Source organism: Nostoc sp. UHCC 0870 (assembly GCF_022063185.1).
In the GTDB taxonomy this organism is placed as follows: Bacteria; Cyanobacteriota; Cyanobacteriia; order Cyanobacteriales; family Nostocaceae; genus Trichormus.
Genome location: NZ_CP091913.1, coordinates 478,631 through 501,389, shown reverse-complemented (window position 1 = coordinate 501,389; position 22,759 = coordinate 478,631). Strand labels below are relative to the sequence as shown.

At 42.0% G+C, this 22,759-nt stretch carries 17 protein-coding genes; 9 read left to right on the top strand and 8 right to left on the bottom strand.

The window, feature by feature from the left end; all coding sequences use genetic code 11:
* Window positions 1-100: 100 nt before the first annotated feature.
* A complete protein-coding gene (acsF, locus tag L6494_RS02150; protein ID WP_237991229.1) occupies window positions 101-1,177 on the bottom strand; it encodes a magnesium-protoporphyrin IX monomethyl ester (oxidative) cyclase in 1,077 nt (358 codons plus the stop codon).
* 691 nt (window positions 1,178-1,868) lie between these two features.
* Between acsF and L6494_RS02145 the strand changes: the two genes are divergently transcribed.
* The 4 genes from L6494_RS02145 to L6494_RS02130 all read left to right on the top strand — a co-directional run bounded on the left by L6494_RS02145 (window position 1,869) and on the right by L6494_RS02130 (window position 6,040).
* Window positions 1,869-2,582, top strand: coding sequence for a biliverdin-producing heme oxygenase (locus tag L6494_RS02145; RefSeq protein ID WP_237995756.1), 714 nt, complete (start codon window positions 1,869-1,871; stop codon window positions 2,580-2,582).
* Between the two features lie 566 nt (window positions 2,583-3,148).
* Complete coding sequence (gene hemN, locus L6494_RS02140) at window positions 3,149-4,531, top strand: oxygen-independent coproporphyrinogen III oxidase (protein WP_237991228.1); 1,383 nt, start codon at window positions 3,149-3,151, stop codon at window positions 4,529-4,531.
* 269 nt (window positions 4,532-4,800) lie between these two features.
* Window positions 4,801-5,073: a GlsB/YeaQ/YmgE family stress response membrane protein gene (locus L6494_RS02135; RefSeq protein WP_237991227.1), complete on the top strand. Its 273-nt coding sequence runs from the start codon at window positions 4,801-4,803 to the stop codon at window positions 5,071-5,073.
* A 274-nt stretch (window positions 5,074-5,347) separates the two neighbouring features.
* Entirely contained in the window at window positions 5,348-6,040 is a 693-nt protein-coding gene (locus tag L6494_RS02130; RefSeq protein ID WP_237991226.1) for a manganese catalase family protein, read from the top strand.
* Between the two features lie 376 nt (window positions 6,041-6,416).
* On the opposite strand, the gene L6494_RS30820 is transcribed toward L6494_RS02130, so the two are convergent.
* The gene (locus L6494_RS30820; protein ID WP_269139278.1) at window positions 6,417-6,542 is read right to left on the bottom strand and encodes a hypothetical protein; all 126 of its coding nucleotides are present in this window, start codon (window positions 6,540-6,542) and stop codon (window positions 6,417-6,419) included.
* 49 nt (window positions 6,543-6,591) lie between these two features.
* Window positions 6,592-7,719 (bottom strand): acyltransferase family protein, encoded by a 1,128-nt coding sequence (locus tag L6494_RS02125; protein WP_237991225.1) that lies wholly within the window; start codon window positions 7,717-7,719, stop codon window positions 6,592-6,594.
* 298 nt (window positions 7,720-8,017) lie between these two features.
* Between L6494_RS02125 and aroF the strand changes: the two genes are divergently transcribed.
* Window positions 8,018-9,076 carry a 3-deoxy-7-phosphoheptulonate synthase gene (gene aroF / locus L6494_RS02120; RefSeq protein WP_237991224.1) on the top strand — a complete coding sequence of 353 codons (1,059 nt, stop codon included), beginning with the start codon at window positions 8,018-8,020 and terminating at the stop codon, window positions 9,074-9,076.
* A gap of 66 nt (window positions 9,077-9,142) precedes the next feature.
* Here the strand turns inward: aroF and L6494_RS02115 are convergent, their stop codons facing one another.
* The 3 genes from L6494_RS02115 to L6494_RS02105 form a co-directional block, all read right to left on the bottom strand.
* Window positions 9,143-10,102, bottom strand: a complete 960-nt coding sequence (locus tag L6494_RS02115) for a PrsW family intramembrane metalloprotease (RefSeq protein WP_237991223.1) — start codon at window positions 10,100-10,102, stop codon at window positions 9,143-9,145.
* Window positions 10,095-11,015: a class I SAM-dependent methyltransferase gene (locus L6494_RS02110; protein ID WP_237991222.1), complete on the bottom strand. Its 921-nt coding sequence runs from the start codon at window positions 11,013-11,015 to the stop codon at window positions 10,095-10,097. Before L6494_RS02110 ends, L6494_RS02115 begins: the two co-directional genes overlap by 8 nt.
* Before the next feature lie 113 nt (window positions 11,016-11,128).
* Entirely contained in the window at window positions 11,129-12,811 is a 1,683-nt protein-coding gene (locus tag L6494_RS02105; RefSeq protein WP_237991221.1) for a DUF3352 domain-containing protein, read from the bottom strand.
* 342 nt (window positions 12,812-13,153) lie between these two features.
* On the opposite strand from L6494_RS02105, the gene L6494_RS02100 reads away from it, so the two are divergent.
* Window positions 13,154-15,748: a M1 family metallopeptidase gene (locus L6494_RS02100; RefSeq protein ID WP_237991220.1), complete on the top strand. Its 2,595-nt coding sequence runs from the start codon at window positions 13,154-13,156 to the stop codon at window positions 15,746-15,748.
* A gap of 451 nt (window positions 15,749-16,199) precedes the next feature.
* Here L6494_RS02100 and L6494_RS02095 read toward each other — a convergent pair whose 3' ends face one another.
* Both L6494_RS02095 and pheS read right to left on the bottom strand, forming a co-directional pair.
* Window positions 16,200-17,606, bottom strand: coding sequence for a glycosyltransferase (locus L6494_RS02095; RefSeq protein WP_237991219.1), 1,407 nt, complete (start codon window positions 17,604-17,606; stop codon window positions 16,200-16,202).
* A gap of 534 nt (window positions 17,607-18,140) precedes the next feature.
* Window positions 18,141-19,133, bottom strand: a complete 993-nt coding sequence (gene pheS, locus L6494_RS02090) for a phenylalanine--tRNA ligase subunit alpha (RefSeq protein WP_237991218.1) — start codon at window positions 19,131-19,133, stop codon at window positions 18,141-18,143.
* Window positions 19,134-19,557: 424 nt separating this feature from the next.
* Here pheS and surE point away from each other — a divergent pair, with 424 nt between their 5' ends.
* The 3 genes from surE (at window position 19,558) to L6494_RS02075 (ending at window position 22,643) form a co-directional block, all read left to right on the top strand.
* The gene (surE, locus tag L6494_RS02085; protein ID WP_237991217.1) at window positions 19,558-20,355 is read left to right on the top strand and encodes a 5'/3'-nucleotidase SurE; all 798 of its coding nucleotides are present in this window, start codon (window positions 19,558-19,560) and stop codon (window positions 20,353-20,355) included.
* 177 nt (window positions 20,356-20,532) lie between these two features.
* Window positions 20,533-21,429 carry an MBL fold metallo-hydrolase gene (locus L6494_RS02080; RefSeq protein WP_237991216.1) on the top strand — a complete coding sequence of 299 codons (897 nt, stop codon included), beginning with the start codon at window positions 20,533-20,535 and terminating at the stop codon, window positions 21,427-21,429.
* A gap of 131 nt (window positions 21,430-21,560) precedes the next feature.
* Window positions 21,561-22,643 (top strand): bifunctional riboflavin kinase/FAD synthetase, encoded by a 1,083-nt coding sequence (locus L6494_RS02075; RefSeq protein WP_237991215.1) that lies wholly within the window; start codon window positions 21,561-21,563, stop codon window positions 22,641-22,643.
* Window positions 22,644-22,759: the final 116 nt, after the last annotated feature.

The window sequence follows — 22,759 nt, the reverse complement described above, 5'->3', positions numbered from 1 at the left end:
CCTATACAGTGTAGGGTCTACAGACGGATGTATTGATAAAAATTGGCAATTTACGCAGAGATTTACAAATTTATATTGAAGCGAAAACTACTGAGCAAAATTACATAACTGTACCGCGTGTAACTTCAGTATCAATTGGCTTAATTAAGTACAACTTCAACATATTCCAAAAGATAGCAATAGCGGGAGGAATCCGTTGAAAGAATTTCACAAAATTAGGCCATTCACTGCTGTTAATTGCCGATAGTTTCAAATTATTTTCCGAACACTGTTCTAATCGCCAGAAAAATTCCGGGTGATTAGTATTCAAGATGATAGGAAATGCTCGCGCGGAGGTATTATTTGTTTCTTGAATAACTCGGTTGTTGTATTTGCGGGGATGGATACCGATAGCTTCATAAAAGCTAGCCCGTTCAAATACGGTCATTGTATGGGTAGCAAACACAGTTAATAAAAAGAAACGCACCCATAAACGAGCCTTCCAAGTTTTCCATAATTTGGGCTGCGATCGCAATACGGCTTTAAAGAAATCCCCGTGGCGATTCTCATCTTGACACCAACTCTCAAACTTACGGAATAGTGGATAAAACTGGTACTCTGGATGCTCCTGCATATGCTGATGCACCAAAATATAACGCCAGTAACCAATTTTTTCCGATAGGTAGACGGTGTAAATCACCCACTCCGCCGGGAAAAAGGTATATGTGCGATTCTTGGTTAAATAGTTTAAGTCTAAAGATAGATTCAAATCCGCCATCGACTTATTCAAAAATCCCGCGTGCCGTGCCTCATCCCGTGCCATATAATTAAAGGCCTCTGCCAATAGAGGATTCCGGTCTTTAATGCGGCGTGATAACTCTTTAAACAACAAAAACCCAGAAAACTCGGAAGTACAAGAACGTTCCAAAAAGTCAATAAAGGCGCGGCGTTTTTCCCCAGTAATATGATCCCAGTTTTGCTTAAACTCTTCATCACGGACAAAATGATGGCGGTTGTAGTCAGCACGCAGTTCATCGACAATCGACTGAATTTCAGTCTCATTAGCTGAAATATCCATATTTGCCACCGCCTCAAAGTCGGTAGTGTAAAACCGGGGTGTTAATAAAGTTTCTTGAACAGGTGCTTTCACTCCAGGCTTTAGCGTTTGAGGCTCTGGGGTTGTAAGGGTATTAACCATGAGACTCCTTTATATATTAATGGTTTTATAGTTATATAAACATAAAAAGATATTTATATACATCAGTTAAATTATTGAACTGGAGACTGGGAATTTGGCATAAAAAAGTCAAAAGAAACGATATGACTTTTAACTTGTTTCAGTGAAACGCCTTAGCCCATAAACCATTTCTTACTCAGCAAGTTTTTATAGCGAAATTAAGACAAATATAAAAAAATATTAATGCTTGTATAGTTATACAGCTATTAATAGTTAAATGATTTTGGGAGATATGAAAATAGCCTGGATTTGCATCAGCAGTAGTAGTTGCTAGATAGAGCGATGCAAATCCTCTCTAAACCCAGAATAACAATCTTCGTAGGGGTGTAGGGGTGTGGGGGTGTAGGGGTGTAGGGGGAAGATGAACCGTGTTGGCTCTTTTTCAATCCTCGTCCAACACCTTCAACCTAGGCTGTTGACTCTGTGGCTTTTTTGGGGTGTGGTTCATGCAGTTTTTTGCACATCTCCACTATGGCTGAAACCTTGTAATGACTGGGCTTTTAACGAAATACAAAGTACATGGTACATATTTACTAAAAACCAACAAAGTCAACACCCTACCTTCAACCCCTACACCCTTACACCCTTAAACCCCTACACCCCTAATGAATCAATCTGTCTGTCTGAAAACTTAAGTATGAAGGAAGCAATCATGAGTAGCAATTTAGCCGTCAAACTGCGTTCCGGGACTCAAAAAGCTCACACCTCAGCAGAAAATGTGGGTTTCATGAAATGTTTTTTGAAGGGGGTTGTAGATAGACAGAATTTCGCTAAATTTTTAAGTAACTTATATTTTGTCTACAGTGAACTAGAAGCTGCAATTACAAGCCATGTCAACAATCCCGTAATTGCGGCGGTTTACTTCCCCGAACTGAATCGCCGCGCCTCCTTAGAGAAAGACATGGTGTTTTACTATGGTAGTGAGTGGCGAAGTCTCATTACACCTTCAAGCAGCACCCAGGCATATATTAACCACATCAGAGAACTTTCTGCTCGTGATCCTGTGTTATTGATTGGTCATACCTATACTCGCTACATGGGCGACCTTTCCGGGGGTCAGATGCTGCAAAAAATCGCTCAATCAACGCTCAAACTGTCTGGCTACGAAGGCACATCATTCTATAATTTTGAGCAAATTCCCGACAAGCAAGCATTTAAAAACACGTATCGTCAGGCGATGGATTCATTATCCATTGATGATGCCACAGGCGATCGCATTGTTGTAGAAGCAAATAGTGCTTTCCAATTCAATATGCAAATGGCCAAAGACTTAGAGGGAAGCTTAATTAAAGCTATTGGTCAAGTAGTATTTAATAGCTTGACTCACACCAATAACCCCGGTAGTACCGAAGCAGCAGCAATGTAAGGGAGGGAAGGGGACAGTGAACAGTTATCAAGTGACTTCCTAATCACATGAGGTATATCATAGCCCCCTCTTTGCGGCGGAGAGAAGTCTGAGCGGCGGTTTCCGCCGAACAGAACTTCGGAGGAGGGGGTTGGGGGTGGGGTTCTTGTACCTCACTAAAGCGAGAACCGCTATAACTGGTAACTGTTGATCCCCAATTCCTACATTTGCTTTAATCAACACATCATGCTCTAGCAATAAATATTTAAACTAGAAAGCAGCTAGAGCATAGACCTTGTATTGGCGATTTGTAGCACATCAAAAAACAAATTGCAGACCCTATATACCCATAAGACCAACCGTACAACAAGGCGAAACTAAAAAGTCAAAATCAGCAAAATTGATCTAGTAAGATTTTTCCTAATTTCAGATGTAGCTTTATTACTACAGCATCTTAATATTACAGATAGCTGTAGTAAAAGTAACATTTAAATTTGGTAAAAATCATAAAATCTAGGTTGCTATCTTTTGCTTTTTAACTTTTACATTTTGACTTCTTGGATGGTCGCATTACCTTGGAGGATTTGATGGTTTTTCTTTCATCTGGAGTCAAATTTGATCTAGAATTGATTCAAAAGTATGATACCCCTGCACCTAGATATACTAGTTACCCACCCGCTACACAGTTAACGGAAGGATTTACACAGAAAGATTTTCGTGCTGCGATCGCCGCCTCAAATCAAAGAAAATCACCGCTATCTTTGTATTTCCATATTCCTTTTTGTCAAAGTGCTTGTTACTTTTGTGGCTGCAATACTGTAATTTCTAATAACACGAATATTGCTAAACCATACCTAGAAAATTTAGCAAGAGAAATCAAGCATACAGCATCCTTGATTGACCAAGATAGAAAAGTGCTACAAATTCATTGGGGTGGAGGTACACCCAATTACTTAGATTGCGATCAAGTAGAATTCTTGTGGAAAAATATTACTCGCAACTTCAACCTAGATTCACAAGCAGAAGTCTCTATTGAGATTAACCCCCGTTATGTTGACAAAGAATACATTTTCTTTCTTAGAGAAATTGGGTTTAATCGCATTAGTTTTGGTATCCAAGATTTTAATGACCGAGTACAGGTAGCTGTCAACCGTGTCCAACCTGAAGAGTTGTTACTTGATGTCATGAGTTGGATTAAAGCGGCTAAATTTGAAAGTGTGAATGTAGACCTGATTTATGGTTTACCTTATCAAACTTTACAAACCTTTCGAGAAACGTTGCAGAAGACAGTTGCATTAGACCCCGATCGCATTGTTGTGTTTAACTTTGCTTATGTACCGTGGTTAAAGCCAGCACAAAAGAATATTCCTGTGGAAGCATTACCGCAACCCCAAGAAAAGTTAGAAATCCTGCAAATGACCATTGAGGAATTGACAAAAAGCCAATATCTATTTATTGGTATGGATCATTTTGCCAAACCTAACGACGAACTAGCAACAGCACAACGTAACCGCACCCTCCAGCGAAACTTTCAAGGCTACACCACCCACGCGGGGACAGAACTGTTTGGCTTTGGTGCGACATCAATCAGTATGCTACATGATGCTTATGTGCAGAATCATAAGCAGTTAAAAGAATATTATCAAGCAGTTGCTAGTGATAGTTTACCAATCAGTAAAGGAATTAAACTCACTGAAGATGATATTTTGAGACGCGATGTAATTATGTGCATCATGTCAAATTTTCAACTGTATAAGCAAGAAATCGCAGAAAAACATGAGATCAATTTTGATCAATATTTTGCCCATGAACTAGAGTTATTAGAGCCATTAGCAGCTGATGGACTGGTCAATTTATCAAACGACCACATCCAAATTACCGATATTGGTAGGTTATTGGTGAGGAATATTGCTGTAATTTTTGATATCCATAATCAAACTCAAGAAAAACACTTTTCTCGCGCCATTTAACACCAAATCTGCAACTATCAGGTTGCTCAATTGGAATTCTTCATGGAAAGTATTGGTAATTGGTAGCTGGTAATTCCCCTCACTTATTACCTATGACCAATTACCGACTGTAGTCTACTGGTAGTAATTAAGATAATTTGTATCTTTAATTGGGAATTATGAATTCTGTTATATCTATCTTTTGACTTCAAAAGTTATTTCATCTGGTGGAAACGCTAACTAATTCAGATTGCTAATCTGAGTATAGATGAAATTTTTGAGGACATTATATGAATATTATTGCTTGGGTAATATTAGGACTATTAGCTGGTGCGATCGCTAAAGCAATTTATCCTGGATCTCAAGGTGGTGGAATCCTTTCCACAATGATTTTAGGTATCATAGGTGCTTTCATAGGTGGTAGTTTGTATAGTCTATTTTCCACGGGAACTTTACAATTGACTGCTACTAGTTTAAGTATTCCTGGTCTTTTAATAGCTATCGTCGGAGCAATGATTGCTATCTACATATGGGGACTACTTAGCAGAAGTCGCAGTGCCTAAATAAGTCAAAGGTAAACAGGCGAAATTAAAAAATAAGATTTAGGGAAATCAAGCATTCAATATCTCAATGCTTGATCAGTCTTAGAGGACGTTTGAAAAGTCGGAAGGGGTATAAAAATATCATTCTGACTGGAGCGGAGCGCAAGGAAGAATCTAGGCTTTGCGGCACATACACCAGATGTTTCATTCCGCTACGCTGCATTCAACATGACAAAGAAACAGACTTTTTAAACATTGTCTTAATCTCAGTTGAAAATATTTGCAGAGGCAGTTCATGTTTTTCCACAAAAAAGAGCCGATTCATTCAGTAAAAATCAATGATGCTAATCCTCGCTTTGCTCAGTTACTTCTAGAGCAATTTGGAGGAGCAACTGGAGAATTATCAGCAGCTTTGCAATACTGGGTACAATCATTCCATGTTGAGAATGCTGGAATTCGAGATATGCTGCAAGACATTGCCATTGAGGAATTTGGGCATTTAGAGATGGTTGGTAAACTCATCGAAGCTCATACCAAAAATGTAGATCAAACAGAGGCTTATAAAAGCACTCTCTTTGCTGTCAGGGGAATGGGTCCTCACTTTTTAGATAGTCAAGGTAATGCTTGGACTGCAAGTTACCTCAATGAAGGTGGAGACGTCGTAAGAGATTTGAGAGCTAATATTGCGGCTGAAGCTGGCGCACGCCAAACTTACGAAGAGCTAATTAAGCTATGTCCAGATCAAGGCACAAAAGAAACTTTAGTACATCTGCTCACCAGAGAAGTTTCTCATACCCAGATGTTCATGAAGGCTCTAGATTCACTTGGTAAGTTGACAGATCCATTATTTGGTAATATTCAGCCTGATGAAACTGTGGCTCTGTATTACAATCTGTCTACTAATGGTAATGGACACGATGAACGTGGCCCTTGGAATTCAGAACCAACATTCCAATACGTTGCTAACCCATTGGAAAGACGCTCTTAAAACTCAAATAATTGCAAATAATCAAAAAGCGTCTGGGAGTGTTACCGTGTTTCCACCCCAGACGCTTTTTAATTTCAACTTGCTCCTCACACACAACTAGACGATACTATCTACTTGTAATTAAGTAAATCTATTGTGTGACACTTTTTCAAGTTGCACAAACGATACCATTTTCAGATTCCAATAAAAAACGCTTGGGAGTGTTACCGTGTTTCCACCCCAAGCGTTTTTTAATTTTAACTTGCTCCTCACACACAACTAGAACATATCACTTGTTTGGGAAAATAGCAAGTATCTTATTTAACTCTTCATATAGTCTTAATATTACTCAAGCTCAAATCTTTAGATTTCATTTAGTACCGCAAGGCGAAATTTTCTAAGCTTCACCCCAGCGATGCCACTGACGAAAATTAGTTCCATCAGCAGACATTGCTAAACCACAGCGACCAGTCGGTAAATTGATTTGCCGATCAAAGGAGGCATCCCGACCGTAATACCACATCTTCCAAGTTCCATCAGGACAGTACAATACCTGTGGCGAACTAATAGCATCAAACTTTGATAAACCAGTTTTGGCGATACATAATCACAGCGACAGCCCACCATAAAAAAACGGTGACTAGGGCGAATAATAGTGAACCGTTGAAATTCCCTGCCCAAGATGCAAAGATGTTTTGATAGATCCAGTTATATGTGCTGATAGCGGTTTCGCCTGTGCCGATTTTGGTTCTGACTAAGACTTTAATTAGTAAAACTGATGCGACGAAAAGAGCGATCGCATTTAAGCCCATAATTTCCAAAGGTTTACTCCAGCGTCGAATTAACCTCACTTCAATTAGTTCATAACAACCAGCCAGTAACAATAATGCCCAACCGCTAGTCAACACAACATAGGAACTTGTCCACAGTTTTTTATTGATGGGGAATACCCAACCCCACGCCCAACCAATGATTAAGCAACCAATCCCAAATAAAGCTAATCCTACACTCGTGCGTGTTTGTACTGGTTGTTTGCGTATCCAATCACCAGTAAAGTAACCAGCCAAAACACTCACAATAGCTGGAATCGTACTAAAAAGCCCTTCAGGATCGCCCATGAAGTTGAAGCCATCGCCTTTATAAAGATGCGCTTTGGGGATAATCAGGCGGTCAATATAAGCACCAAAGTTGCCTTCTCGTGTTAGGACAGCAGCACCATAATCAGGTACGGGAATGTACATCATTGCTAGCCAGTAGCCAATTAGTAATACACCAGCCAATATCCATTGTCCTGGGCGCGGTAATTTGAGGACTACTAAGGAAGCCAACAAATAAGTCAGACTAATACGCTGCAACACTCCCATAATGCGAATGCTGCTGAAGTCAAAAGTCCAAATGCCTTGATTCCAAAAGCCATTGAGTAGCAAACCCAAAATAAACAGTATCGCTGCACGGCGAAATATCCGCCAGTAAACCGCCGAGGTGGGTTTGTTATCTTGGGTGTATTTGGCTAAAGAAAAAGTCATTGCCACACCGACAATGAACAGAAAGAAGGGAAAAACTAAATCAGTCGGTGTGCAACCATGCCAATCAGCATGGGTTAAGGGAGGGTAGACATTATCTACAACTCCAGCCATATTAACGAGAATCATCCCCGCAATGGTAATGCCACGAAAAACATCGAGAGAGGTCAGACGCATGGAGAAAATTTTATGCTTGATGAGTATCTAACCTACCGCGCTTGCTGCTGCTGTTCAATTAAGATTTACATCACATTGTTGAGGCTAGGTCAACCCCCTGTGGGGGAATTCAAAATTCAAAATCTTGCCCTCGAACGAAGTGAAGGGTCAAAATTAAAAATTAAAAATTAAAATCCTATAAATAAATTTAGGGGCTTGTATGCTTCTTTTTTTTGGTCAATACTACACTGAATACATAGAAACTGAGATGAACCACCTACTTGCTTGAGCTTTAACGTAATTAAACAAGGAATTTATTATGATTGTAGTCATGAAAGTTGGTTCTCCAGAAGTGGAGATTAACCGCATTAATGAAGAACTAAGTAATTGGGGTTTGACACCAGAAAAAATTATCGGTAAACACAAGGTAGTAATTGGTTTAGTAGGTGAGACTGCCGACTTAGACCCACTACAAATTCAAGAAGTCAGCCCTTGGATTGAGCAAGTATTACGGGTAGAACTGCCCTATAAACGAGCTAGCCGCCAATACCGACACGGAGAAGCTTCGGACGTTGTAGTTAATACCCCCGATGGCGTAGTTGTGTTTGGTGAACACCAACCCTTAGTAGTGGTTGCTGGCCCCTGTTCCGTTGAAAATGAGGAAATGATTATCGAAACGGCGCAACGGGTTAAAGCAGCCGGAGCGAAGTTTTTACGCGGTGGTGCATACAAACCCCGGACTTCACCTTACGCCTTCCAAGGACATGGGGAGAGTGCTTTAGAATTATTAGCCAAGGCGAGGGAAGTTAGTGGACTTGGCATTATTACAGAAGTCATGGATGCGGCGGAACTAGATATCATCGCCGAAGTTGCTGATGTAATTCAGGTAGGCGCAAGGAATATGCAGAACTTTTCCCTGCTGAAGAAAGTAGGAGCGCAACCCAAACCAGTGCTATTAAAACGGGGAATGGCTGCTACTATTGAAGATTGGTTAATGGCGGCTGAGTATGTGCTAGCAGCTGGCAACCCCAATGTAATTTTATGTGAGCGGGGTATTCGTACCTTTGACCGCCAATATACTCGCAACACCTTAGATTTATCTGTAGTGCCGGTATTGCGGAAATTAACTCACCTGCCCATTATGATTGACCCCAGTCATGGTACAGGTTGGGCTGAGTTTGTCCCATCTATGGCGATGGCAGCGATCGCAGCTGGTTGTGATTCTCTCATGATTGAGGTTCACCCCAACCCCAAAAAAGCTTTATCAGACGGGCCTCAATCCTTAACACCAGAAGCTTTTGACCATCTCATGCAAGAATTAGCTGTCATTGGTAAAGCTGTTGGACGTTGGCCACAGCCCACAGCCGCTTTAGCATAAAAGCTTTAGCTCCTCTCCGACTACATCGCTTGTATGGTGTAGCCGGAGCATACTTGTTGATGCAGTCTAATGTCTTGCTGTATATCTTAAATACCAATAAATTAACCCCGCCAAAATTCCAAAAACCAAATTTAGTAAAAATCTACTGACTGTAAACCGCAAAATATCAGGATAAAAAAGCTTTGCTGGACGTAAAGGGCTGAGAATTCTTACTAAGAGAAATATCCCAAAAATTGCATTACCACCCAGCATAACAGCAAATAATAATAACCCTCTTTGCCAGTAACGATGTTGGGGTGTACGACCAGAGATTAAAATAATTGGTTGTTGATTTTGGACTCTGCGTAGTAGCTGTTCCATGCGCCAAAACATCCACAACAGCAAAGGAAATAAACCATAAGCAAGTAATTGTAAGGGTGGAGAATAACGCCAAGTAATAGAACAGATATTAACTAAAGCATGAAAGATTAGAGAATTAATCCATGCTAGAAAAAATAAATTTTTGTAGCGATTTACTTTATAAGTAGCAGATAAATATATTCCCAGAGCATATCCCCAAGGTGCAGAGAACATCGCGTGGACTGGTGTACCGATAACACGATCAAAAATGCTAGCTGTGCCGTGATATAAATAAATCCAATTTTCTTCGGCAGTGAATCCTAAAGCAGCCGCAATAGTAAATAAGAAAACACTGGTAGAGCGTAATTGATACCGACGTTGTAAATAGGAGATGGGGATAATAACTGCAATTAACTTGCAACCTTCTTCAATCGGTGCGATCGCTATCAGTTGTCTCAGAGTAGCACCAAAAATCCCACGCTGGATTTGCTGCCAATTGAAAACCCAATTAGCTACAGTTTCAAAAACTAATTGTAAACCGAGAGCAACGAAACCCGATATTGCCCCCACCAAAAATAACCACAATAGGAATTGAAAAGGTGGGGCAATGCTGACACGATAATAGTAATATCCCAAAAATAGCAGTGGTGGTATAACTGCCCACAGCAGCAAAACAAAATCAACCACTCACCTGAGCAATAACGGTACGATGACGAGGGCTATTTTGGGTGATGCTTGGTGTTTGAAAACCAGCCTCTATTAAAGCTTGCTCAATATCCAAAGCAAAATATTGATCCAAATACGGCTCTGTACTTTTGAGCAGTGTCAAAATGTAAGGCGGCATTTTCTGGTGAGCTTCCGATTGAGGATTCATATCCATAATGGCAATGTGACCACCCGGACGCAATACACGCCGCACCTCAGCAAAAATCTTGCGGGTTGCTGACTGGGGTAGTTCATGACACATCAGAAAAATCGAGACTAAATCAAAGCTAGCATCTGGTAAACCAGTAGATTCGGCTGTAGCGTGAACCCATTTAATATTAGCTTGACGCTGTTGAGAGCGATAATTGGCAACTGCTAAAAAATAGGGAGACAAATCTAAGCCTGTGACTTGGGCTTGGGGATAAAGTGCTTGCAGAGTAAATGTACTTAACCCCACACTACATCCCAAATCAAGGATAGTTTGTGGTGTATGAGGAATTTGAGCTTTGACAATATCGTGGTAACTTTGGCGCAGTTTTGCATCACCTCGCGCCTCAGCTTCCGGCCAAATCTTAGCATGGACAGCAAGAGCCGCCACTTCCAACTCAAACGCTGCCAACCAACAAAGGTCTCCCTCATCATACCCGTGGAATGAAGTCAGATAATAATCTGGGTAAGTGATTTGAGAATTTTGGACTTGAGCTAAATCTGTTGTCCAATCACGCCCCTGGAGAGTTTTTACTTCATTTGTCCAAGGTACACCCATTTTTTCAGCCCGTTTAATCATCATTTGACGAGCTTGGTGTTTGGCTAGGCTAGCTAAAGGCTTAATTGCCAATATGCCATTCACCAAGCGGGAAGCCATGCCAGGAGCAGTGTTTACAGCAGCAGTCATAAATCAGTTTGCATTGAATAGCAACTTAAATTATGACTTAAAAACGCATGGGGCAGAAAAAAGTCAAAATTTAACTGTCACCTGTAACCTGTCACCTCTCACCTGTCACCTATCTACTTAGCCTTACTCGGTTTAAGAGCCAACAACATCTCTACTTGACTAGTAGATTTATCAGGGCTAGTAGCAGTCACACCCACCCCACGAATAGAACTCAATATCGCATTAGCATCTGGGGGTATGGGTTGTTGAGATTGAGCCGCAAAACGATTGACTAAAGACATGGTTTTGTCCATATCTAGATAAAAGTAACCCCCATTGGGTTTTTGTAAAGAACTAGTAATGGCTTTAAAACTCTCGCTGTTGTCCAGAGGTTGATTTTTGTTATTTGTCAATGCTTCTGCAACAGGGCCACCCACAGCTAAAAATACCGTGTTTTGGTCTAACCAACCATGAGCAAATAAAGCACCTTGTTGGGGGACTTGCCATTCTGTAATGTCTTTACCGCCAACGTTTCTAGTGGCGACATTAATGGTTTGAGTTTTGGCAAGGTTATCCAGCTTAGTGAGAGTGGCTTCTGCGGTTTGGCGATCGCTCGTATTAAATACCATCGCGCCACCAAAACCTATACTTGCTAATATACCTTGGTTGGATGGAATCGTACCCAAGGCAAATTCTCCATCCATCCAGCCAAAAATGTCTTTATCGAGGTCAAAATTGGCTATTTTTAGCTGTGAACGTGCCTGTTCTAAGGCTTGCTTAAATTCTGGGTACTCGTTAGATTGTTCAACGATGGTTTTCCAAGTCTGACTGATACCTTGTCCACTCACCAAAGCAAAGGTATCACTGGGGAATTGCCCTACTATTTTCGCGGGAGAATTTTGATATTGAAACTTGTTCAGTTGGGGATCTAAATTAGCGATCGCCTTTAATCTTACCCCAGCATCATCCACACCAACGGCAGCCACCATTGATTTAACTTGTTGCAACTGTTTTAAGGTTTGCGGGGTTAATGTCGTAGTCTGGGGATTAGCAGCCACCATTTGCTGAATCATCCCCGCATAATCTGGGACATAAACTTGAGCTAAAGAATTTTTCACATCCACACCTTTGGACAGAACAGCACTTGCACCGTCTTTAGTCGCAAAGGAAGGTTGACCTTTAAAGGTATCAATGGCTTTTTCTACCACTGGTTTTTCTGGAGAAAATACCAAGTAACTATTATTTAAAACAGCACTATATGTTGCTTTGCTATTGCCTTCTTTACTAGTTTGTGTAATTTTTTCACCTTTATAGTCAGATTCTGTACTTTTGACTCCCTTTTGTCCTTTTAATTTGTTAGCAAAATTTAAAGCCCCAAGTTTATCCTTGATTCCCACCACCATTAATATTTGTGGTTCTTGCTGTAACTGAGTCGTTGGAGGTTGCTCCGATTGGTTAGTTTTAGTAGCATTTGGCGGTAACACAGCCACCATTAACCCACCTACCCAAGGTTGAATATCTTTTTCAAAAGAAATGCTATTGTCACTCATTAATCCTTTGTTAAAGTCTTCTAACCCCTTGGTGACTAACTTTTGGGCTTCGGGAGTGCCAAATTCCTGCAACTTTGCCCAAGCTTGGGAGTCGGTGGTAATGTAGGTAGCCATTAATGCCGAGGAAGGCACGAGTTTAGCACTGCTTAAAGCCCCTGTACTTCCCCCACCCGTCCCCCGCAAATACATAAAAGCGGCGACACTACCAACCACTACAACGGCAGCACCAACGACAGGGATTAAAAATTTTGATTTAGTTTCAGGCATTTTGTTGTTATCCTCTTTTCCTCAAATTGTTACTGAGGCTAGTAAAAACGTCATTAGAGACTTTTCGGAATTATTCTTTATATCTAAGTGATTTTGCGGTTTCTACTAGTTAAAATAGGCAATTTACGCACTATCAGTAGGTAATCCCTCCAAAAAATACTTCAAAGGAAGAAAGTTAAAATCCGCAAACGCCCTATTGTAAATCACAAAAAATAGCTTGGTGAAAAATGGCAAGCTATCCTAATCTATATGAATACTTGAGAGTATTTGTACTGGGATTAGGTGATAGGGGAAAGGGGACAGGGGACAGGGAAGAAAATTTAACTAAGGTGATTTACATCTATGCCACACTCTTATTCTTTTGATACCGGAAATAATGGATACAAATCTTTTGAATTGCCAGGAGCTAGGCCACACTATAACCCAGACCGCCCTGGACAGGTAGAACATATTTTTCTCGATCTGAATTTGGATATCCCTAACCAAAGTTACCAAGGTAGTTGTAGCATTCGTTTATTACCCATTCGCAATGGTATAGAGCGTTTGACTTTGGATGCGGTAAATCTGCAAATCCAATCTGTCAAAGTAGATGAGGGAGAGCAAAACTTTGACTATGATGGCGAACAGCTAACTATTGAGTTGTCAGAACCAACCCAAGTTGGTAAAAAATTATTAATTGCGATCGCCTACTCTGTAGAAAAGCCCCAACGCGGTATCTACTTTATCCACCCAGACAATCACTACCCCAAAAAGCCCCTACAAGTCTGGACGCAGGGAGAAGATGAAGACTCTCGTTTCTGGTTTCCCTGTTTTGACTACCCTGGACAACTGTCTACTTCGGAAATTCGTGTCCGTGTACCTAAATCGTTAGTGGCAATTTCTAATGGTGAACTAGTTAATACTACAGAAGATGGTGAAGATAAAACTTACCATTGGTTACAGCGACAAGTTCATCCCACTTATTTGATGACTTTAGCCGTGGGTGATTTTGCTGAAATTCAGGATGAATGGCAAGGTAAACCAGTCACCTACTACGTAGAAAAGGGACGCAAGGATGATGCTCACCGCAGCATGGGCAAAACTCCCCGGATGATCGAATTTTTGAGCCAAAAGTATGGTTATGCCTATGCTTTCCCTAAATATGCTCAAGTTTGCGTGAGTGACTTTATCTTTGGGGGGATGGAAAATACTTCTACAACTCTATTAACAGACCGTTGTTTACTGGATGAACGCGCCGCTTTAGATAACCGCAACACAGAAAGTCTGGTAGTTCACGAACTAGCACACCAATGGTTTGGGGATTTACTGGTGATTAAACATTGGTCTCATGCTTGGATTAAGGAGGGTATGGCTTGCTATTCGGAAGTCATGTGGACAGAACACGAATACAGCCAAGAAGAAGCAGCATACTATCGTTTATCAGAAGCGCGTAGTTACTTGAGTGAAGATAGCGGTCGCTACCGCCGACCGATAGTAACTAACGTTTACCGGGAAGCGATCGAACTTTACGATCGCCACACCTACGAAAAAGGGTCTTGTGTTTATCATATGATTCGCGCTGAGTTAGGCGACGAATTATTTTGGCAGGCAATACAGACCTTTGTCCAGGATCATGCCCACCAAACTGTTGAAACTGTAGACTTGCTGAGAGCGATTGAAAAAGCCACGGGACGCAACCTGGCTTTCCTCTTTGACCAATATGTTTATCGTGGCGGTCATCCTGATTTTAAAGTGGCTTACGCTTGGGATGGAGAAGCTAAGTTAGCTAAATTGACGGTGACTCAAACCCAAGTCCCAGCCGATAAAAACAATAGTAAAGAATTATTTGACCTAAAAATTCCTGTTGGTTTTGGCTATACCCAAGGGGAATCTGCACAAGTCCAAACTGTGACGGTGCGAGTCAATCAACGGGAACAAAGTTTTTACTTCCCACTAGCAGCCAAACCAGATTTTATCAGCTTTGATGTGGGGAATCATTTCCTGAAAACTGTGTCTTTGGAATATCCTGTACCAGAGTTAAAAGCCCAGTTAACATCCGACCCTGACCCAATTTCGCGGATTCATGCGGCGACAGCTTTAGCGAAAAAAGGTGGATTAGAAGCTACTAAAGCCCTCGGTGCAGCCTTGAAAAATGAACCGTTTTGGGGTGTGCGGGTGGAAGTCGCGAAGAAGTTAGCAGAAATTAAGCTAGACCAAGCCTTTGATTATTTAGTTACGGGCTTGGACGACGAAAATGCTTACGTGCGCCGAGCTGTGTTAGACGCTTTAGCGCAGATTAAAACCCGTGCTAGTTACAAAGCTGTCAAAGAAGTCGTGAAAAATGGCGACAAAAGCTACTACGTAGAAGCCACCGCTTGCCGAACTTTGGGATCTATCGCAGCCGTCAATTTAGAAGATAAACCCAAAGAAGAAAAGGTAATTAAGCTATTGCAATCCGTTCTAGAAGAAAGAGCCGGTTGGAATGAAGTTGTCCGCAGTGGCGCAGTTGGCGGTTTAGCTGAACTCAAAACTTCCGAGGCTGCCCTAGATTTGCTGCTAGATTATACCAAAATTGGTGTAGCACAACCCTTGCGGTTAGCAGCAATTCGTGCTTTAGGTAAAATTTCCGTTGGTCAAAGTCCAGTTAATTTAGAAAGACTGATCGGTAAATTAGCAGAACTTGCCAAAGAAACCTTCTTTTTAACCCAAATGGCAGTCGTAGCCGCCTTGGGGCAAATGGAAACACCCAAAGCCATAGGAGTTTTGCGATCGCTCGCTGAACAAACACCAGATGGACGTGTGCGTCGCTATGCTGAGGAAGAAATGACCAAAGTGCAGAAAAATATTGGCACAGAAACTGCGTTGCGAAAATTGCGTGAGGAATTCGACCAACTCAAACAACAAAACCAAGAATTAAAAAGCCGTTTGGAAAATTTGGAGGCGAAATCCCAAAAATGAAATGTAGAATCAGAATCTTGGAGATGTTTCGCTTCGCTCAACATGACAGTTTAAGCATTTATCCCGGATTTCTCACCAATTCTTGCAACCTCAGTCCAGATTCTGTAGGGGCGGGTTGAGCGAAATCTTCGTGAATGATTCGAGTATATCTGTGAACCCGCCCCTACTGTTTGTGAGAAATGCGGGTTATGCAAGAGGTCTAAGAAAGAGCCACAATCTTCCCTAGGGGACGCTACGCGAACAATTAGTGGTGAGTAGCCTAGGCAAAAAAGCTACAAGCTCCCACTAATTGTCTTTAATGCAAGAATTTTTAACAAAATGTAGGAGTTTAAATTCCCGGCTTCTATCAAGCCGCAAGTGTTGTGGCGGGGTATAAATCCCCGTTACAACACGGAAAAAGCGAATTGCGAATTGCGAATTGCGAATTGCGAATTGCGAATTGCGAATTGCTTTAATGGCTATTACCCGTATGCACTGTTTTTACCCATTTCAAACGTTTTGGTCTAACCGACATCCGCGCTGTGGTACTGCTTATCACTACTAGCCAGTGCAACATATATAAAGTGCCTCGCACTGTCTGAAGCAGCAACACAAAAGGTGTGTAAACAGTGAATTTTTGCTCTTGGCGTATCCGCTTCAAGCCGGCATACATACCTACAACTGACATTGTGACCGACAAGCCAGTAACTGGGCCTAAAATTGGTAGGCGATGACGAGCAACTGACATGAATAAATCAGGGATAGCTGCCGTTGGCAAGATATACATGGTGAACATGAACATCAGCAAATCCCATGTTTTGCGCGTACCCATGCGATTTTTAAGGATTAAATCCCAATAATCTAAGAAACGCTGATAGCCGCCCTCTGCCCAACGGTTGCGTTGATGCCAAAGTGCGATCGCATTTGTCACGCCTTCTTCCTGCACGGCTGGGTAGAAAACACACTCAATATCCCAACTATCTAAATGCAGGCGCAAAGTCATATCCAAATCATCGGTAATGGTTTCCTCATTCCATCCGCCAAAGCTTTCTAAGGCTGTACGGCGCACGAATTGCCCATTACCTCGCAGTTCGCCAATTCCACCAAAGGCGGCACGCTGCTGCTGAAACCAAGTATCCAGAGCCATTTCTGCCATTTGCCCCTTTGTCCAAAAATTCTCTTTGGCGTTGGCGATGGCTTTTCGCACTTGCACCGCCCCCACTTTTTCACGTTGGAACAAAGGTACTACTTGAAGTAATAAATCTGATGCAACTTCCGCATCCGCATCAAAAACAGCAATAAGTTCGCCTTTTGTCAAGGGCAAAACTTGATTTAAAGCTCCCGACTTACCGCCAATGGCTTGAGCCGAACGCCTGAGTATTTTTAGGTTGTTGTACTCCTCGGCTAATTCCGCTAACACATGGGGTGTTTTATCGGTGCTGTGATCGTCAATTATCCAAACTTCGTATTGCCCGTTGGGGTATTCCAGATTACAAAGATTTTTGACTAATTTACCAATTACAGCCTCCTCATTTTTCGCAGCTACCAACACAGAAACAAAGGGTAATTCACCCTGTATTTCTTTTTGGTAACGACGGGGTTTGGCAAACACTATGACCAAAGCATGAATACCAACGATGGTAGTCAACCCTAAGACAAAGATAGAACCCCAGGAAGCTAAATGTAAGGCGATCGTACTGCTCCAGACTATGGTTAAAACTAGAGCCGCTTTACCTCTACGCCCTTGAAACCGGGATGGTAAAGACAAATCCCGCGTTTCTACCACTGACTCCTCCGTTTCTGATAGGTCAGACAACAGGGAGTTGAGTGGATCAAGTTCTTTGTAGGAATCGTTATCGGGCCAGGAATTCGCTGGCATAAGTTACTTGATTCAAAAACCAGTATTTGTCTACACCTGAAAAGAAGCTGGGAATCAGGTAACGCTAAACTGTGTAAGCAAACTTTGTCTATTTCTAGCCATTATATGGAGAGGAATAAGTATAAATAATACTAATAACTCAAAACACAATAGACTTGTTCCGCAATTGGAACTTTGACTAGGGGTAAGTCATAGCAAAGTAGCCGCAGCTTATTGTTGGCAGAAATTGCAATAAACGCATTTACTCCATGACGGCAGCAATTTGCAGTATTATTGCGCCCAGCTTCCCTAAAAGTTAATGCAGCCTTATTGTAACTGACATTTTCACTAAACTCGCAGAATTCCCCATCCGTCTGTACGGTGGGGATGAATAGCAACGGGACAAAAGCCGTTAAACTATTACCACTTATTTTTGAAGTAATGAGTAATGAGTAATGAGTAATGAGTAATGAGTAATGAGTAATGAGTAATGAGTAATGAGTAATGAGTAATGAGTAAATACCCATTACTCATTTAATGTTGAATTTTGAATTGTTAAAACTGCCGTAAAAACCGCAAATCACTGGCATAAAGACGGCGAATATCATCAATTTGGTGTAACACCATCGCAAAGCGTTCTACACCAAAACCAGCCGCAAATCCGGTGTAAATTTCCGGGTCATAACCTACAGATTTCATTACATTCGGATCGACCATCCCGCAACCCATGACTTCCAACCAGCGACCATTCCACTGTAAATCTACCTCAGCCGAGGGTTCAGTAAAAGGGAAATAACTGGCACGGAAACGAATGGGTAAGTCGCCAAACATTGCGTGTAAAAAAACTTTGATTGTGCCTTTGAGGTCTGTAAAGGTTAGTCCTTCATCAATGGCTAACAGTTCAATTTGATGGAAAACTGCTGAGTGAGTAGCATCAACATTATCTCGCCGATAAACTCGTCCTGGAGCAACAACCCGGATGGGTGGTTCTTCCTTTTCCATATAACGAATTTGTACTGATGAAGTATGAGTACGTAAAAGATTACCGTCTGGCAGGTAGAAAGTATCCTGCATATCGCGGGCGGGGTGGTCAGGTGGGGTATTGAGGGCTTCAAAATTGTAGTAATCTGTCTCCATCTCCGACCCTTGCGCCACCGTGTAGCCCATGCCAACAAAGATATCCAAAGCCCGGTCAATAATGCCGTTAAGGGGATGAATACGACCTTGGGGGCGGTAAATACCCGGCATGGTGACATCAAGAGTTTCCGCCTCTAGCTGTGCCTGAATTTGGGCAGTTTCCAAGGCAGAGCGTTGCTGGTCTAAACTGGCTTGTAGGGCTTCCTTAACTGTATTGGCGATCGCCCCAATTTTTGGTCTTTCCTCCGCACTCATTTGCCCCATGCTTCGCAACAAAGCCCCCAGTTGCCCTTTTTTACCCAGATAACTCACTCTGAGTTCTTCTAAAAGTTCTAGGGTATTGGCGGCCGCGATCGCTTGTTCTCCTTCCTGCCGCAGTGCTAAAAGTTGAGCTTCTAAGTTGCTAGTCATTAGTCCATAGTCCATAGTCAAGTCGCTTCGCTCCAATTCAAAATTCAAAATTCAAAATTCAAAATTGAAGACAATCAGTGGGGGCTTGCACCCTCTTTAATTACGAATTACGAATTATGAATTACGAATTAGTAATTATTTGGTCAATAGTCCACAGTTTTGGACTATTGACCAAATAACTTTAGTAGTATGCCATTTATTTATCGAACACAGGAGTTAAAACCATAGCTCTTTTTACCAGTTTAGAGCTGATTGACAGGTGACAGAATATTACCTGTAACCTGTAACCTGTAACCTGTAACCTGTAACCTGTAACCTGTAACCTGTAACCTGTCACCTGTCACCTGTCACCTGTCACCTGTAACCTGTCACCTGTAACCTGTCACCTGTCACCTGTAACCTATAACCTGTCACCTATTAACCTATGAAACTACTAATTAGCAATGATGACGGTATTTCTGCTTTGGGTATTCGCACCTTGGCTAACGCTTTAGCTGAAGCAGGCCATGATGTAACTGTAGTTTGTCCAGATCGAGAGCGATCGGCAACTGGCCACGGATTGACTTTACACCAACCGATTCGCGCCGAAATTGTCGAGTCGATTTTTCATCCGACTATCAAAGCTTGGGCTTGTGATGGCACTCCCTCGGATTGTGTAAAACTGGCGTTGTGGGCTTTATTAGATTCTCCCCCTGATCTAGTGCTTTCTGGCATCAATCAAGGTGCAAATTTAGGTACGGAAATTCTTTATTCTGGAACTGTGTCTGCGGCTATGGAAGGCATGATTGAAGGTATCCCTAGCATAGCTATGAGTTTAACTAGCCACATCTACAAAAACTTTGAACCTGCGGCGCACTTTGCCAAAATCCTAGTAGCGCAACTCAGCGTTAAGCCTATCCCCGATTTAATGTTGCTCAACGTTAATGTTCCTCCAGTTAATTGGGAAGAAATTGCTGGTGTTCAACTCACCCGTCAAGGAGTGCGTCGCTATGTCGATGTTTTTGACAAACGCATCGATCCCCGTGGTAAAACCTACTACTGGTTAACTGGAGAAGTTTTAGAAGATGTCGAACCCCCAGCAGGATTAAATCTTGAGCAAAATGTCCCCATTGATGTCAATGTGATTCGAGATAACTATATTAGTATTACGCCATTGCAATACAATCTTACCTATGGTAATGCACTAGATAAGTTATCTGACTGGGAGTTCAATTTTTCTTAGGGTTGTAGGAATAAATTAGGAGCTTGATATGACTGATACACATATTTTGGGAATAATCAGGTAACTACTTGGTACGACCTCAACTACTTTACGTAACTTAGCTCAAACCACGTATGCTGTTTTACCAATAACTAACACTTTTTCTTGATCGCCTGCTCAGTCCAGAAAGCAATACCCATGTCAAGGATAGAGAATCAATTTACGGTGCAATTTTGGGGCGTTCGCGGCAGCATCCCCAGTCCAGGGCCACACACTGTTCGTTATGGCGGTAATACCCCTTGTATCTCCATGCAAGTGGGCGGTAAACGCTTAATTTTCGATGGCGGTACAGGGCTGCACGTTTTGGGGCAATCGTTATTGCGCCAAATGCCAATAGAAGCTTATCTATTTTTCACTCACTCTCACTGGGATCATGTGCAGGGTTTTCCTTTTTTTGTCCCAGGATTTGTGAAAGGGAATAATTTTCATATTCACGGTGCGATCGCTCCTGATGGTTCTACCGTGGAACAGCGTCTCAATGATCAGATGCTCCACCCCAATTTTCCCGTACCTTTGCAGATTATGCAGGCTAACTTGCATTTTCACGACGTTCACCCAGGGAAACCAATACAAATTGATGACGTTACTGTAGAAACGGCATCACTCAACCATCCTGGTGAAGCTGTAGGATATCGAGTCAACTGGTGCGGTGGGGCGGCGGTTTATATTACCGACACAGAACATTTTCCCGATCGATTGGATGAGAATGTCCTATGGTTGGCGCGGAATGCGGATATTCTGATTTACGATTCCACCTATACTGATGATGAATACTATTCCCCCAAATCACCGAAAATTGGTTGGGGACATTCTACTTGGCAAGAAGCTGTAAAAGTAGCGAAAGCTGCCAATGTCAAGACATTAGTAATTTTTCATCATGATCCTGCCCATGATGATGATTTTTTAGATCATGTAGGTTCTCAAGCCTTTGCCCAGTTTCCTGGGGCAATTATGGCACGGGAAGGAATGGTACTTCAAATCCCTGTTTCAGCCCCCTTATCAGAATCTTTTTCTATTAGTAATCTGGCTGGATAAAAGTTGCTATCGGAGCGAGGGTTAATTTTAGATTAGATTGGTGATTAGGAACTATCAAATGGTTTGAGCGTACCTGTGAGGTAACTAGCAACCGATTGATGGTGAAATAAACCTCAAATCCTAAAATCCAAGTGCTAAATCTGTCTCAAAATGGGTGTTCTGTGTGGGTTGCTGATGCAACTGAAAAACTGCTAACGCCAACTGCTGTTGCCCTTGGCAAGTTTGATGGCGTGCATATTGGCCATCAAAGGGTGATTCAACCAGTTTTGCAGCCAGTCAAAAGAGATGGGAAACTGGGACTCGCCACGTCACTACTCCCACAATTAGACCCCCAAGCAGCACCACAAGAACGGATATACTCCACAGTTGTAACTTTTCGCCCCCATCCCCAAGAGTTTTTCACGGGACAAGCCCGGACTTGGTTAACACCGTTAGATGAAAAAGTGGAACAATTGCGATCGCTTGGGGTAGAACAACTAGTATTATTGCCCTTCGATAGGGATTTAGCAGCTTTGTCTCCCGAAGAATTTGTGGAAAGAATTCTCGTGCAGAAACTACGCTGTCAGCAAATTAGTATCGGACAAGACTTTTGTTTTGGAAAAAATCGCCTGGGTACTGCTCAAGATTTGCAAGCGATCGCCGCTACATATAACATTCCTGTCACCATAGTTACCCTAGAAACTTCCACACTGCCCGCCCTCAACAAAAATAGTTGTACTAGCCTAGATATCAGTGACAATGCTCCCATTAGCACTTCACTGATTCGCAAGTCTCTAGAAACTGGAGATATCAAAAACGCTAATCGATGCTTGGGACGACTTTACACCCTAATTGGTACGGTGGTGGAAGGTGAACAACTAGGTAGAACCATTGGTTTTCCTACTGCTAACCTGGAACTCCCCATTGATAAGTTTGTCCCCTGCAAAGGTGTTTATGCTGTCCGCGTGCAGATTTTGAATGAGACACCGCAAACTAATACATCTGGTGAAATTTGGGGAGTGATGAATATTGGTAATCGTCCCACCGTCAACGGGACTTATTCTTCAGTGGAAGTCCATCTACTGGATTGGAGTGGCGATTTATACGGGAAAAAGCTAATGGTGCAGTTAGTCGAATTTCTGCGTCCAGAACAAAAATTTCCTTCCCTAGAAGCCCTCAAAAGCCAAATTCAACAAGATTGCGCGATCGCTATACAAGTTTTATCACAAACCTGACTTTGGGCATTGGGATAAGAGGAAAAGGGGCAGGGGGCAGGGGGCAGGGGGCAGGGGGCAAAAATTCTTTAATTTTGAATTTTGAATTTTGAATTTTGAATTGATTAAGTGGGAAC